Raw genomic sequence first — 14235 nt, forward strand, 5'->3', positions numbered from 1 at the left:
TGCCCAGTGCAACGCCGTTCTGGATTGCGTCGCTTCGCCCGCACCGGTGGCTCTGATGGTGCCCACGTCTATCAAGGACTCACAAAACCGTGGCGCGCAAAAATCACCCGTCCCGCGTTTGACAACAGAAAGGCACGAAAGGCCATGGCGTCGGGGTGCCGCGATGCCCGGAGCTGCGCAACGGGATAACGGATCGGCGCATGGCTCGACGCCGGAAAGCGACCAACGACGCGCACCGCCTTCGACGCCCGCGCATCGGTGGCATAGACAATGCCGAGCGGGGCGGCGCCACGTTCGACTAGCGCCATCGCCGCACGGACATTTTCGGCAGGCGCCAGCCGTCCCGCGACATCGCGCCATACGCCAAGCGAGCTGAGCACCGCCCTAGCATATTTCCCCGCTGGCACGGCGGCGGGGTCCGCCACCGCGAGTCGCCCGCGGCCCAGCACCCGGGCAAGCGGAAAACCCGGCGCGGGCGCGAGCCGCAGCGTCCCCGACGCTGGGCCGATCAGCACCAGCCGGTTTCCGAGCAATATCGCCCGTGTACGCGGACGAAGCAGCCCCGCCCTTTCCACCGTATCCATCCATGGCTCGTCCGCCGACACGAAGAGGTCGGCTGGCGCACCGGCAAGAATCTGGCGTGCCAACGCCGAAGAACCGGCAAAGGACAAGACCGGGCGCGCATGTCCCCGCGCCGCCCAGACATCGGCTGCCTCGCTGAGTGACTCCTGAAGGCTGGCGGCCGCGAGGACCAGTGGCCCGCGCTCGCTCGCCCCCGCCGGAACAAGCCACAGCGCGGCAAGAAACAGGCAAAGGCGTTGGAAAGTCGGCATCTTAGCCGATCTATAGCGCCGTCACACACGCGGCGATAGCGCGGTCAGCATGCGGATATGGCCATAACCCCGCGCGACCACGCCCCGCGCCGTCAGTTCTCGCAATGCTGCGCCCAGCGTCACCCGCGAGACCCCAAGCAGGTCGGCCAGCTGTTGCTGGGTCGCGCGCACCGTCATCCCGTCAGGCGCATCGGCCGCCATGACCGACAACAGGTGCCGCAGCCGGTCTGCGGTTCCCAGCCTCCGTTCGGCATCGATCATATCGAGCGATACGGCGAGCTGGCGCCCCAGGCTGCGCAACAGCAACTCGGCCCAGCCGATGTCGGCGGTCATCAACGCACGGAGCAGCGGCCGGTCGATCGCAATCAGGCGTGCGGGGCCGCTGGCGATCGCATCGACCTGGCGCGGGACGCCGGTGAAGAAGGCAAGCTCGCCGAACAGGTCGCCGGGACCGAGCACCGCAAAGGCAGTAAAACCCCCGTCCTCGGCATAACGGCCGACGATCACATTACCCTCTATCACCGCCCAAAAGGAATCGCCGGGGTCGCCCTGATATTGCACGAACTGACCATCGGCGAAGCGGCGCGCAGGTGCCTGCGCCGACAGCATCGTGCGGTCGGCGACCGACAGCCGCGTTCGCTCCGCCAGCGCAAATTGATAACTTCTTTGCATTCGTCGTTACCGACTTGTGGCACCTCCTTGTGAAAAGGCAAGCGGCGCACAGCCGCTGGTGGGAGAAAAATGGATGCACCTGACCTCGGCCCAGGCAAGCCTGATCGTCGCCGGAATCTATGTCGGCTTCTGCTTGCTCGAATTGATCTACACCCGCTTTTTCGCAAAGCGCGAGCAATCGCGCCACGACGGCATCGTCGAGATCGTCAGCACCTTCATGCTGCTTGGGGTGACCCAGCCCGCAATCCTGCTGGCGGTGGGCGCCATCGGCCACAGCTTTTTCCCACAGTATGAAGGCGCGCTGGCGAACATTCCTTTTCTTGCCGCGCTCGTCCTCTTCCTGCTGCTGGAGGATATGACCCAATATTGGTGGCACCGCGCGTCGCACAGCTTTGCCTGGCTCTATAATCTACACCGCGCGCACCATAATGGCCGCTATATGAGCGTCCGGCTCGTCTATCGGAACAACATCATCTATTATGCACTGATGCCGGGCATCTGGTTCGCGGGCGCACTCGTCTATCTGGGGCTCGGCTGGTTCTATGCCGGCTATCTGATCGTGAAGATGGCCGTCATCATCGGCGCGCACAGCGATGTCGCCTGGGACGCGCCGCTATATCGCATCAAATGGCTATCTCCGGTGATGTGGGTGGTCGAACGCACGATCAGCACCCCTGCCACGCATCACGCACATCACGGACGCCATGCCGACGACCCAGCGGTCAACTACAAGGGCAATTTCGGCAATCTTCTGTTCTTCTGGGACGTGCTTTTCGGCACCGCCCGCATCACGCGGAGCTATCCGCAAAGCTATGGCGTCGAAAACCTGCCCCCCGCAACGCTGGGGCAGCAATTGCTCTGGCCGATCTTTCCCGAGAACAAGGACATGAGCGCCCATATCCCCGGGGCGGTTCCGGCAACGCCCGAGCCGCGCGCTGTGACCGCGGGCTGACCTGCGGCCACCCGCACAACGGCAGTCGGCCCGGCACCGCGAGGAGGCGGCATCGGGCCACATTGCCCTCACCGTCCGGCCGATACCACACCCAGCCAGCGGGCGGCAGCAGGAATATGCGGCCACAACAGCCGGTCCACGATCCAGAGCAGGATCAGCGAAACAGCGAGCAGCGGTAAAAAGGCAGCGAGGACCAAGACAATCGCCGCCGCTCCCTTTTGCCTGGCGAGCTCCCGCGGAAGCGGAGGCGCGCCGAGTACATCGTCCGGCTTGCGCCGCCGCCACATCAGAAAGCCCGAAATGCCAAGAGTGATCAGCGCCAGCGCGGTCGCGACCCCGATCAGCTGGTTGGCACGCCCGAACAATTGCCCCTCGTGCCACGCAATCCCGACTCCGACGATGCGGTCGATGACGTGCTTGTCGGCAAAGCCGCTTCGCGACACTTCTATTCCCGTCACCGGATCATAGCTGATCTTGCGCACTTGCGGCCGGTTCTGTGTCTGCGTTGTTACCGTCCAGATGTTGCCATTGGGCGGTCCGAACATGTTGGGAGCGCCCGGCGGCTGGATGATGACCGGGGGCGGCAGCGCTTCCTGCCGTGCCCGCAGCACGATGCGGTCGAGCGCGACGCGCGGCCCTACGGCCACCGGGGGCGGCGACGGCCTTGTCATGGTATGATCGCCATGCGCTGAATGCGGATCAGCGCCCCCGCCCTTCCAATCCTGCATCCCCGACACCCAGCCCATTTCGGCGCGCAGCGCACGAAAGCCGCCTGCCCATACATCGGTCCACGGCAGGGCGGTCAACAGCAGGACCAGTGCCAACCCCGACACCCAGAAACCGGTGACGGCATGGAGATCGCGCAGCGCGGTGCGCGGCCCGCGCGACAGCCTCGGCCAGATCACCCCCGCCAGTCCGCGCCCGCGTGGCCACCAGAGATAGAGCCCGGACAGGATCATGACGATCGCCCAGCTCGCCGCAAGCTCGACAAGAATGGAACCAGTGCGTCCGATCAGCAGGCTGCCGTGGATGCGCGCGAGCCACGCCGATAGACGCGCCTCGGGATCGGCCGAGCCGATCACCCGTCCCTGCGGCGAGATCGCGACATCGCGCGCGCGTCCTTCTGCAAGACCCAAATGAACAACTGCGGCATCGCCCGCCGCTTCGGGCAAGCGGTAGTGATGAAAATGCGCACCCGGAAAGGCAGCAAGCGCGGCGGCGACCTGCGTATCGGCATCAACCGAACGCTCGACTGAAAGGCCGCGCCAGTCGCGTTCCTGCCATCGGTCCAGCTCCGGCTTGAACAAATAGGCCGCGCCCGTGACCGACAGGATCAGAATGAAGGGGATGACGAAAAGCCCGGCATAGAAATGCCAGCGCCAGATCGTCCGGTGCAAATGCGTCCCGGTCACGGGCGCAGGATCGGAATGGGTCATGCGATGGTCGCTCCGCGTTGGTCGAACCGTCCGGTCGCCGCCCAAAGACGATGCGACCGGACGGTCCCCTGTGGCCTCAGACAATGATACGGCGGAGCTTTTCCAGCGCTGTCTGATCATTTTCGTGATAGTCGATCGTCGTCACGAACCGCCCGTTTCGATCCATCAAGAAGACGGCGGCACTGTGATCGACGGTATAGTCACCGCCCTCGACCGGCACCTTGCGGACAATCACGCCATAGGCCTTTTGAATCTGCGCCAATTGTTCGTCGCTTCCTGTAGCGCCGATGATCGGCGTGCGGAAAAGCGCAACGTAGCTGCCGATGTCGGCGGGCTTGTCGTGCTGCGGATCAACCGAAACGAAAACGATATCAAACTTGTCGCCATCGGGACCGAGCCGTTCGCGCAGCTGTGCCATGCGCGCCAGACTGGTCGGACAGACATCGGGGCAGCGGGTGAAGCCGAAGAAGATAGCGAAAGGACGCCCCTTCAACCGCTTGTCGGTCAGGACTGTGCCGTCGGCGGCGGTCAGTGTGAAAGGACCGCCGATACCGAGCCCCGCGGAAGCGGCTGTGCCATTCTTTCGGTCGCCACCCCCCGTTCCGATCACCAGGATCAGCCCGCCGATCGCCGCGAGGGCAACGAGAACCCACAGGATGCGGCGCGCGCGGCGAAATCCCTGAACGCCATCGGGCTTTACTTCAGTCATGGCGGCCTCCCGATACGCTTGTTGCCGTGATCGGCCGGACCTTGAAACGGACCGTTACCGCACCTTGCCGCTGAAAGCGCAGCGTGACGGGAATATTATCTCCCAGTTCCAGAGGACGCTTCAGCCCCATGAACATCAGATGATAGCCGCCGGGCTTGAGCGCGACCGTCTTGCCAGCCGGAAGAGCCAGCCCGTCGGTCATCTGCCGCATCTTCATCACACCGTCTTCGACGGTCATGCGATGGATCTGCACCTCGTTCGCGATCGGCGAGGAAGCAGCGATCAGCCGATCGTCGATGCGCCCCTGATTGGTGATATTCAGGAATCCGCCGCCTGCCTTTTGCCCCGGCGCGGTCTGGCGCGACCATGGCTGATCGATACGCAGCGGCCCGGCCGTAACAAGCTGAGCGAGTAGCGGCGTCGCTGCGGCAAAGAGGGACGCCGCCAGCGCGGCGCGTGTGGTGATATGCATCGCTTATGTCTCCCTTCAAAAACGGGCACGAAGGCCCGCCGACACGGCACGGCGTTCGACAGGGTAATAGACGGCAGAAGTGTCGGTGACGGTGATCGCCGCGCTGATGTCGCCGATCACTTTCTTGCCCGTGAGGTTGCGGACATCGACAAAAGCGTCGATCCCATCCGTTACCCGGGCACCGGCGGTGAAGCCGAACAGCACGTAGCCCGGTGTCTTCACCCGGTTGCGATAGTCGGCGAACGGCCCCTCGGGCACCCATTCAAGGTTCGGCGCGACATGCAGCGCATCGGTGCCGATCCGAAGTTCGGCGCGATAAACATGGCGCGGCACCACCGGCAGCCGGTTATCGCCATAGGCCACGTCGCCGCGGAACCGGAAATCGCTGTAACTGTAAACCTGCCGCAGCCGCAGCCAGGCGGCAGGGTTGATTTCCAGCGCGACCTCCGCCCCTTCGTGCCGCGTCCGGTCGGCATTGAAGGTCGATGCCGGAACATTCACCTGCCCCGTGTCATATTGCAGCAATTCGCCCCGGATATCGGCGCGATAGAGCGAGAGGTCCCAGCTCAGCATGCCTGTACGCCCGCGGGTGCCGACCTCCGCTGTCCATGCGCGCTGCGCATCCAGTGGCACGAAAGTCGCGACCTGCGCCAGTTCGATAAAGCCGGGAAATTCGACCGAACGGCTGTAATTGCCGTAAAATTGCACGCCCCGTGCGACTTCGAACAGCACACCAAGCTTTGGCGAGAAGGCATCGAAATCGGCGCGTCCGCGATTATCGACGACACCGCCCGCAAAGCTGTTGAAGCGTTCGTGCTGGCGCCGCGTCCCGTCGGCATAGATGCCGCCCGCAATCAGCGTCAGCGCCTCCACCGGTGTCAGCCGCAATTCACCATAAAGCGTCGCGGTACGCGCATCCTGCCGCGCATCGAACGTCTTCGCCCCGCGCTTTCCCGCGCGATTAACGAAGCGTTTCGAACGGACGTCGCCGACGCGCCATTCACCGCCCAGCGTCGCCTCCACACGCTCGCCCGCATAATCGAAACGGAAATAAGCGCCGCGGTCGACACTTTCCTGATCAACCACCTGGAATATCGGGTGATAGAGCGACTTCGCATTGATGAAGGCCCCGACGTCGAGCGTGGAGGCACCCCAATCGAAGCGGGTGCGGTTCTGGATGCGCAGCGAATCGACGTCGCGTGCATTGTCGCCGGCAACGCTGTTCGCATTGGCCATGCGCGGGGTGGTGAGCGCCCGAACGCGGGTCAGCGCGCCGGGGATGTCCTGGTTGATATTGTTGAAGCTGACATAGAGGCGGTTCGAGACGGTGTCGCTGAACGCCATTCCGACATTGCCGTGAAAGCGAAAGCTGTTGCGCTTGGCATGATCGCGGTCGCCATCGGAGCGGTCCAGACTGACTGCGCCCCAGGCATCGACATCGGCACCCGCAACGCCCGCCGAAACGAGGCCGCGATAGCTGTCGAAGCTGCCGGCATCGCCGCGCAGGTAGAAGCCCTCGGCGGTGCGCCCGGTGGGGGTGACGCCATTGACCGCGCCGCCCAGCGTCCCCGATCCGAAGCGCAGCGCATTGGCACCGCGATACACCTCCAGATGGTCAAAGAAGATCGGCTCCAGTTCCTGGAAATCGCCATTGTCGTCGGCAAGGTTGATCGGCACGCCGTCCTGAAGCAGCGTCAGCCCGCGCATGTGAAAGCCGCGCGACAGGCCCGATCCGCGGATCGATATGCGCACTTCCTGGCCATAGCGCGGCTGGAGATAGACGCCGGGCGAAAAGGCCAGCGTATCGCGCAGGGAGACGATCGATTTGTCGGCATAGTCGCGATGGCTGACAACGTCGGCACCGCCTGCGGTGCGCGCGGCGCGATCATTGGCCGTATCAGTGAGTTGGGGGGCCGTAACGATGATGGTGCTGTCGGCCGCTTCTTCGGCATGGGCCGTAGCGGGCATGAGCAGCATGGCGAGCGCCAGCAAGGGCGCCGCCGGGGTGGCGTGATATTTCATGAATAATCCTTCGCGGAAGAACAGATATCGACCGGCGCGCGCAGCCGCGCGGCCGGCAATCAAACTGGATCAGGCGAAGGCAGGAGGTCCGGTGCTGGGCGGTAGCGGTGACGCAATGCCGGGCGCGTAGCCGAGCGCCGGGATCGTCAACAGCGTCCGTCCGGGAAAGAGCGCAACGGCGGGCAGCGAGGGGGTGTGGGGCAACAGCGGGGCAGCCGCTAGCGCACCCCAGGGGCAATGTTGCTGCGCCTCGCCCGGATCATGGCCTGCAGCACGCTCGATCGGGATCGTCACCGTGCCGCCGGGGTTTGCGGGATCCGAACAGATGCGCACGGTGATCGTTCCGCCCGCATCGCTTTCAATCATCCAGCCCGGCGCAACCAGCATGCGCGCAGCCAGCGCCAGCAGCACGGGAAGCAGCAGGACGATGCCAGGACGGCGAAAGGCGGAAAGCAGGCCCACACCCCGCCCCATATGGCGCAGCAGGACAGCTGGCAAGCGGACAGACCGTCCCACCCTTCGTCGCCGAACGCCGCTGCGCCCTTGCACCGCCACGACGTGAACGGTTATTCCGCCGGGGCGTCGTCGGTCTTCTTTCCGGTGCGGGTCCATGGATAGAGAAACTGCCCCCAATAGTGACGCGGCACATCTTCGGGGATGCCGTAATTTTGAGGCCAGCGATCCTTGGGCAGATGAAAGGTGCCGAACAATTTGTCGAGGAATGGGAAATGGATCGCGAAATTGACGTCGAACGCCTCGCGTTCCAGCCCATGATGCCAATGATGGAAGCGCGGTGTCGCGATCCAGTGCCCGAGCCGGTTGAAATGCCCCCCGACATTAGCGTGAAGCAGTGACGACCAGACATATACGAAGCCGATATAGGCCTGCATCACCGACGGCGCGAAACCGAGAGTGAACAGGGGCAGCGAGGTAATCGAGCGCAGCAGGATAATCTCGACCAAATGCATCCGCGATCCCGCGAGCCAGTCCATGGATTGCGCGCTGTGGTGGATGGCATGGAAACCCCACAGGAAAGGAACCTTGTGGAACAGACGGTGATACCAATATTGCGCCAGATCGGACGCGACCAGCACAATGGCGAACTGCACCAGCCAAGGCAAAGACGCGATCCCGGCACGAAAAGCATCCCAACTGCCGGTGTTGGCGTTGACGAATTCCTGCGGCGCGAGCGCAAGAAAGCTTAGCACCTGCACGAACATGGTGCTGACGAGATAATAGAAAAGATCCTCGCGCCATTCGGTTCGGAACAGCCGTTGCGCGCGGCGATGCGGAAAAGCGCGCTCCAGCGGTGCGAACATGAAGCCGGTGATGAGCAGATTGACGACAAAAAAGTCGAGTCCGAAGAATATACCCCAGCTTCGTGTCTCGTCAGGCTGAACATAGGCACCGCCCAGCAGCGCAGCCGCCAGCCCGACCATCAGCGCGGTCAGCCCCAATATCTTGCGCGGACGCAGCAGCAGGCTGAGAAGCGCAAGCGCATAGCTGGCAAGCAGCACCAGATGCACCGCCCCGCGAAAGGCGGTCAAATCCTTGATCAATGCCAGTTCGGGTGTAGCAAACCAGCCGGGAAAACGAAGCGCAACGACCATGAAGAAACCGCTGATCGCAAAAAGGAGCGCGAAAAATCCCGACAGCCAGCCGCTGCCGAATCGTCGCACCTCGGTATGCGATTCAAGATCGCGCATCAGATTGTCCAGATAATCACGCTTTGCCATGCATCCCCCTCACAGCATGTCCGCCGCTTCGTCTGTGACGACGCGCACGATCTGCTATTGCCCTTCGTAGGACGCGGCGAGAGCCGATCGACCTAAGGGCACGCTGCTACGCGCTCGTTGCCTTGCAGCGTTTTTCGTTCCAACGTTCACGGCAGCGCGGATCACCCCGCCGCCGCGACGATTTCGGCCCATTCGGCCTCGTCGATCACCCGAATGCCGAGCGCCGCGGCCTGTTTGAGCTTCGATCCCGCGCCGGGCCCCGCGACGACGAGGTCGGTCTTTGCGCTCACCGATCCGGCCGCCTTGGCGCCGAGCGCTTCGGCCTGCGCCTTGGCTTCGTCGCGGCTCATCGTTTCGAGCTTGCCGGTGAAAACGACGGTCTTTCCCGACACCTCGCTGTCGCGCGTTTCGACGACATAGGGTGGCGGCGACACTTCGGAAAGCAGATCGTCCCACAGCGCGCGGTTGTGCGGTTCGTGGAAGAAATCGGCGAGCGCCTCGGCAACCGCGGGCCCGATGCCGTCGGCGCGCACCTCCAATATCGCCTTGATCGCGTCGAGGCGGCGGGCGGCATATTTTCCGTCTGATTCACCAAGCGTGCGCGGATTGGCGGATGCCCAGGCCGCAAGTTCCGCCGCTTTCCCGGGAAGCCGAGCGATATCGCCAAGGCCTTTCAGCAAATCGCGCGCCGTCACTGCGCCGATGTGGCGGATGCCGAGCCCGAACAGCAGCCGCGCCGCGTCGGGCGCGCGCTTCGCCTCGATTGCCGCGAGCAGATTGTCGACCGACCTGTCCTTCCACCCTTCCCGCCCGAGCAGCGCGTCGCGGTGCCGTTTCAGCCGGAAAATGTCGGCGGGGCCCTGGTCGAGCCAGCCGAGCTCCATAAATTCGGCGATGCTCTTTTCACCCAGCCCCTCAATATCGAGCGCGCCGCGGCTGACGAAATGACGCAGCCGTTCGAATTTCTGCGCCGCGCAAATCAGGCCGCCGGTGCAGCGGACATCGACCTCGCCCTCCGCGGCGACCGCTTCGCTGTCGCACACCGGGCAATGATCGGGGAAGATATAGGGTTCACGCGCCGCTTCGCGGGTCAGATTTTCGACAACCTGCGGGATGACGTCGCCGGCGCGCTGGACGACGATGCGGTCGCCGGGCCGCACCCCCAGCCGTTCGATCTCGTCGCGGTTGTGCAGCGTGACGTTCGAGACGACTACGCCGCCGACGGTGACGGGGACGAGCCGCCCGACCGGGGTGAGCTTTCCGGTGCGCCCGACCTGGATGTCGATCGCCTCCAGCGTGGTTTGCGCGCGTTCGGCAGGGAATTTATGCGCGATCGCCCAGCGCGGCGCCTTGGCCACGAAACCAAGGCGCGCCTGCCAGTCGAGCCGGTCGACCTTATAGACGACACCGTCGATGTCATAGGGCAGCTCGGCGCGTTCGGCTTCGATCGTGCGATAATGGGCCAGCACATCGGCAAGGCTGTCGAACCGCCGCAGCAACGGCGATACCGGGACGCCCCAGCTTTCGATCCGCTTGACCATTTCATATTGGGTCGCGGCGGGCACGTCGCTCGCCTCGCCCCAGCCATGGGCGAGGAAGCGCAGCGGCCGCGACGCGGTGACGCTGGCATCCTTTTGCCGCAGCGACCCGGCAGCGGCGTTGCGCGGATTGGCGAACTGCCGAACGCTGTCTGGATCGAACGCCTGCCCGCGCTGGTCGGCGAGCGCCCGCCCCTCGTCCATAAAGCGCGCGTTCAGCGCGGTGAAGTCTGCCTTGGCCATATAGACCTCGCCCCGAATTTCGAAGATGTCGGGGACGTCGCGGGCGAGCGTTTCGGGAATGTCGGCAATGGTGCGCACATTGGCGGTGACATCTTCGCCCACCATTCCGTCGCCGCGCGTCGCGGCTTGGACCAGCACGCCCTTTTCATAGCGTAGCGAACAGGACAGACCGTCGATCTTGTCTTCGGCCGTCAGCGCGACAGGATCGCCTTCACCTAGATTGAGGAAGCGGCGCACGCGCGCGGCAAATTCCTCGACATCCTCGGCCGCAAAGGCGTTGTCGAGGCTCATCATGCGCTGTGCATGGGTGACTTTCGCAAGCGGCGACGCCTCGACCGCAGCACCGACCATCCGGTTCGGACTGTCGGCCCGGACGAGGTGCGGAAACGCTTCCTCCAGCGCCGTGTTGCGGCGGACGAGCGCGTCATAGTCGGCGTCCGAAATCTCCGGACTATCCTCTGCATGATAAAGCTTGTTGTGATGCGCGATCGCCTTTGCCAGCCGCATCAGTTCATTGGCGGCAGCAGCCTCCGAAAGCGATTCGATATCGGTCATTTCGCGGTCTTTGCCACCGGCTTGAATTCGACGCGAGTGCCGAATGCCGCAATCAACGGACGCCCCTTGGCGATTGCGGCACGAACGGCGGGATGTTGCAGGGACGCTGTATGGGCCTCCTGCGTTTCCCAAAGCTCGACGACCCAAAGCGCGTCGGAGTTGGCGCTATCCTCGCCGACCAGATACCCCATGTTTCCGGGCATTTCGTTCGTTCCCTCGGTCAGGATCGCCGCCAGCGCAGCCCGTTGTCCGGGCTTTGCGATCATCTGTCCGATCAGTCCGAATTCCGGATTCACCTCTTCCATCCGCATCTCCAGCGCCTGAACTTTTCGGGTGGGGACGAACATGGCGGCCATGGCGAGCAGCGCCGCCATGTGCTGGCGCCGATCAATCATTTGGCGATGGCCAGCACGTGATTATGGAGGCGGGTCCGAAAACCCAGCGATTCGTAAAGGCCGATCGCCCCCGCATTGTCGGCATAGCTGTGCAAGAATGGTCGCTCGCCGCGCGCCACCATTTCGCGCATGACATGGCCAATCAAGGCGCGAGCAAAACCACGCCCCCGGCAATCGGCCCAGGTTGCCACGCCGCTGACCTCCGCCATCCCTGGCATCAGCATGCGCTGTCCCGCCATGGCGAGCAGGCGCCCTCGTTCGCGAATACCGAAAAAAGGGCCATAAAGATGGGTCTTCGGCCCCCATGGGCCAGGTTGCGCATGCTCGGCCAGCGCCGCCATCTCGTCGGCATCGGTATCACCAAGTGGGACGATGGCCGGATCGCCGGACCGCGGCGCGGGCGGCGGACCTTCGGCGACCATCTGCGTCAGGACGGCACGCTTCACTTCGCGCGTTCCGGGCGGCAGCGGCCAGGGTTCATGCTCGACGATCCACAGCGCCCCATCGTCGGGCACCAGCGCGGCGAGGGCCGCCTGTGCGGTTTCCCCGCGATCCGCCGCAGCGCCGAAAGGGCCATAGCCGCGATCAAGCCGCAATGCCATGGTATCACCCTCCGCCAGATGCGCCTGGCGACCGGTGAGCATCGACCAGATCGGTCGGTCGAGGGGATGGGGCGCGGTGTTCACAGGGCAAACAATATCAAGGTTGCGAACAAAGCCAAGATAGCCAGGCCGCCACCGGACATGGCCGCCCCGACAGCCGCCGACCGAAAACGCCAGAAGGCCACAACAAATGCGACCGCGATCAACAGCAGAAGCTCGGGAAGCGACGCCAACCAAAAGCTGGCGGGATCATAGCTTTCAGGATGATAGATGCTGTTCGTCGCATGCCAGTCGTAGCGCACCAACACGAGCGGCAGTGGGATCAACAGCGCAAAGAATATCCGGCCCATCTGAACCAGGCGCAGACGTGTCACACCGCTTCCTCGAGCAGACGCTCGGCCTGTGCCCTTGCCTCCACTGTCACTTCCGCGCCCGACAGCATGCGCGCGATCTCCTCGCGGCGACCAGCAACGTCGAGCGCGCGAACGCCGGTGCGCGTCACAGTCCCTTCGCTCGACTTGGCGATCATGAAATGCGACGCCCCCTTTGCCGCGACTTGCGGGCTGTGCGTCACCGCGAGCAGCTGTTTACCAGCGCCAGCCAGACGCGCGAGGCGTTCGCCAATGGCCGACGCAACCGCACCGCCAACACCGCGGTCGATTTCGTCAAAGATGATCGTATCTGCCCCGCCCTCTTCGGCGAGCGCAACCTTCAGCGCCAGAATGAAGCGGGACAATTCACCGCCGCTCGCGATTTTGGCCAGCGGAGCGAACGGCGCGCCGGGGTTGGTGGCGATGAGAAATTCGATCCGGTCCAAGCCATCGGCACCCCAGCGTTCGGCGGGCAGCCGTTCAACCAGCGTCTGGAACCGCGCGGCATCGAGCTTCAGCGGCGCCAGTTCGTTCGCCACAGCAGCGCCGAGCCGCGCCGCCGCCTTCGACCGTTGATCCGACAACGCGGTCGCGGCGTGGGTATAAGCGGCGGCGGTATCGCGCACCGCTGCTTCGAGCTTGGCGAGCCCCGCGCTGCCGCCTTCGATCGCGTCGAGCCGAGCGGCAAGATCGTCCGCAAGCTGTGGCAACTCGTCGGGCTGGATATTATGCTTGCGCGCCAATGCCCGCAGTTCGAACAGCCGCGTCTCGGTCGCCTCCAACCGTTCGGGGTCATACTCCATCGCTCGCGCGGCTTCGTGCAGCTTGGTTTCGGCATCATCGGCATCAATGATCGCGCGGTCGAGCGCCGCAAGCGCTTCGGCGAGCAGGGGATGATCGCCGGCCAGCCGGTCGAGCCGCCGCGCCGCGCCGCGCAGCAGCGCCGGACCGCCGTCGCTGCCGTCAAAGGCATCGAGGATGGCCGACAGGTCGCCCGCAATCCTTTCACCCTTTTGCATTGCGGCACGTCCCTCTGCGAGTTCGGCTTCCTCGCCCGGCTGCGCGCCGAGCGCCTGCAATTCGGCAACGCAATGTTCCAGCCATTCGCGGTCGCGCTCTGCCGCGTCAAGCGCGGCGCGCGCCGCTGCCAGCCGTTCCTCCGCCGCGCGCCACGCCGCATGCGCCACCGCAACCGCGGCGGTGTCAGCGCGTGCATAAGCATCAAGCAAGGCACGGTGCCCGGCAGGCACAAGCAAACCGCGATCGTCGTGCTGGCCGTGAATTTCGACAAGATAGCTGCCGACTTCACGCAACAACGCCGCTGAACAGGGTTGATCGTTCAGAAAGGCGCGGCTGCCGCCATCAGCCTTCAGCGTCCGTCGAATAAGCAGCGGTTCTCCGGGTTCGACGGACAGGTCATTGTCGACCAGCAGCGCCGCAAGCGGTGTCCCCGACACCGGTGCTGCAAAGCTGGCCGTGACTTGCGCCCGGTCGGCACCCTGACGGACAAGGCCGCTGTCGGCACGCATTCCGAGTACCAGCCCCAGAGCGTCGAGCAGGATCGATTTTCCCGCCCCCGTTTCACCGGTCAGCACGCCAAGCCCATCCTCGAAATCGAGGTCGAGCCGCTCGATCAACACGATGTTGGCAATGGACAAAGCGGTCAGCACGATGCGTCCTTACCGCAGAACAAAATGCG

Annotated in this window: 14 protein-coding genes; 1 reads left to right on the plus strand and 13 read right to left on the minus strand. The window is 64.3% G+C overall.

Annotated elements, in window-relative coordinates:
- Positions 1-71 precede the first annotated feature (71 nt).
- Both modA and U0S50_RS01385 read right to left on the minus strand, forming a co-directional pair.
- Positions 72-833: a molybdate ABC transporter substrate-binding protein gene (modA, locus tag U0S50_RS01380; protein WP_322306956.1), complete on the minus strand. Its 762-nt coding sequence runs from the start codon at positions 831-833 to the stop codon at positions 72-74.
- 21 nt (positions 834-854) lie between these two features.
- Positions 855-1505: a Crp/Fnr family transcriptional regulator gene (locus U0S50_RS01385; protein ID WP_322306957.1), complete on the minus strand. Its 651-nt coding sequence runs from the start codon at positions 1503-1505 to the stop codon at positions 855-857.
- Positions 1506-1578: 73 nt separating this feature from the next.
- Between U0S50_RS01385 and U0S50_RS01390 the strand changes: the two genes are divergently transcribed.
- The gene (locus U0S50_RS01390; RefSeq protein WP_322306958.1) at positions 1579-2457 is read left to right on the plus strand and encodes a sterol desaturase family protein; all 879 of its coding nucleotides are present in this window, start codon (positions 1579-1581) and stop codon (positions 2455-2457) included.
- A 68-nt stretch (positions 2458-2525) separates the two neighbouring features.
- Here U0S50_RS01390 and U0S50_RS01395 read toward each other — a convergent pair whose 3' ends face one another.
- The 11 genes from U0S50_RS01395 to recN all read right to left on the minus strand — a co-directional run bounded on the left by U0S50_RS01395 (position 2526) and on the right by recN (position 14206).
- Entirely contained in the window at positions 2526-3893 is a 1368-nt protein-coding gene (locus tag U0S50_RS01395; RefSeq protein ID WP_322306959.1) for a PepSY domain-containing protein, read from the minus strand.
- Positions 3894-3969: 76 nt separating this feature from the next.
- Positions 3970-4602 carry an SCO family protein gene (locus U0S50_RS01400; RefSeq protein ID WP_322306960.1) on the minus strand — a complete coding sequence of 211 codons (633 nt, stop codon included), beginning with the start codon at positions 4600-4602 and terminating at the stop codon, positions 3970-3972.
- Positions 4595-5074: a copper chaperone PCu(A)C gene (locus U0S50_RS01405; protein ID WP_322306961.1), complete on the minus strand. Its 480-nt coding sequence runs from the start codon at positions 5072-5074 to the stop codon at positions 4595-4597. The genes U0S50_RS01400 and U0S50_RS01405 overlap by 8 nt, the downstream gene beginning before the upstream one ends.
- 15 nt (positions 5075-5089) lie before the next feature.
- Positions 5090-7096 (minus strand): TonB-dependent receptor family protein, encoded by a 2007-nt coding sequence (locus U0S50_RS01410; protein WP_322306962.1) that lies wholly within the window; start codon positions 7094-7096, stop codon positions 5090-5092.
- A gap of 69 nt (positions 7097-7165) precedes the next feature.
- Positions 7166-7558: a hypothetical protein gene (locus U0S50_RS01415; RefSeq protein ID WP_322306963.1), complete on the minus strand. Its 393-nt coding sequence runs from the start codon at positions 7556-7558 to the stop codon at positions 7166-7168.
- A 104-nt stretch (positions 7559-7662) separates the two neighbouring features.
- Complete coding sequence (locus U0S50_RS01420; RefSeq protein ID WP_322306964.1) at positions 7663-8832, minus strand: sterol desaturase family protein; 1170 nt, start codon at positions 8830-8832, stop codon at positions 7663-7665.
- A 161-nt stretch (positions 8833-8993) separates the two neighbouring features.
- Positions 8994-11168, minus strand: coding sequence for an NAD-dependent DNA ligase LigA (gene ligA, locus U0S50_RS01425; RefSeq protein WP_322306965.1), 2175 nt, complete (start codon positions 11166-11168; stop codon positions 8994-8996).
- The gene (locus U0S50_RS01430; protein ID WP_322306966.1) at positions 11165-11563 is read right to left on the minus strand and encodes a putative quinol monooxygenase; all 399 of its coding nucleotides are present in this window, start codon (positions 11561-11563) and stop codon (positions 11165-11167) included. The genes ligA and U0S50_RS01430 overlap by 4 nt, the downstream gene beginning before the upstream one ends.
- Positions 11560-12249 (minus strand): GNAT family N-acetyltransferase, encoded by a 690-nt coding sequence (locus U0S50_RS01435; protein WP_416194936.1) that lies wholly within the window; start codon positions 12247-12249, stop codon positions 11560-11562. The genes U0S50_RS01430 and U0S50_RS01435 overlap by 4 nt, the downstream gene beginning before the upstream one ends.
- The gene (locus U0S50_RS01440) at positions 12246-12539 is read right to left on the minus strand and encodes a hypothetical protein (RefSeq protein WP_322306967.1); all 294 of its coding nucleotides are present in this window, start codon (positions 12537-12539) and stop codon (positions 12246-12248) included. The genes U0S50_RS01435 and U0S50_RS01440 overlap by 4 nt, the downstream gene beginning before the upstream one ends.
- Positions 12536-14206 (minus strand): DNA repair protein RecN, encoded by a 1671-nt coding sequence (recN, locus tag U0S50_RS01445; protein WP_322306968.1) that lies wholly within the window; start codon positions 14204-14206, stop codon positions 12536-12538. Before recN ends, U0S50_RS01440 begins: the two co-directional genes overlap by 4 nt.
- Between the last annotated feature and the right edge of the window lie 29 nt (positions 14207-14235).

This window comes from Sphingopyxis sp. (assembly GCF_034380315.1).
GTDB lineage: Bacteria > Pseudomonadota > Alphaproteobacteria > Sphingomonadales > Sphingomonadaceae > Sphingopyxis.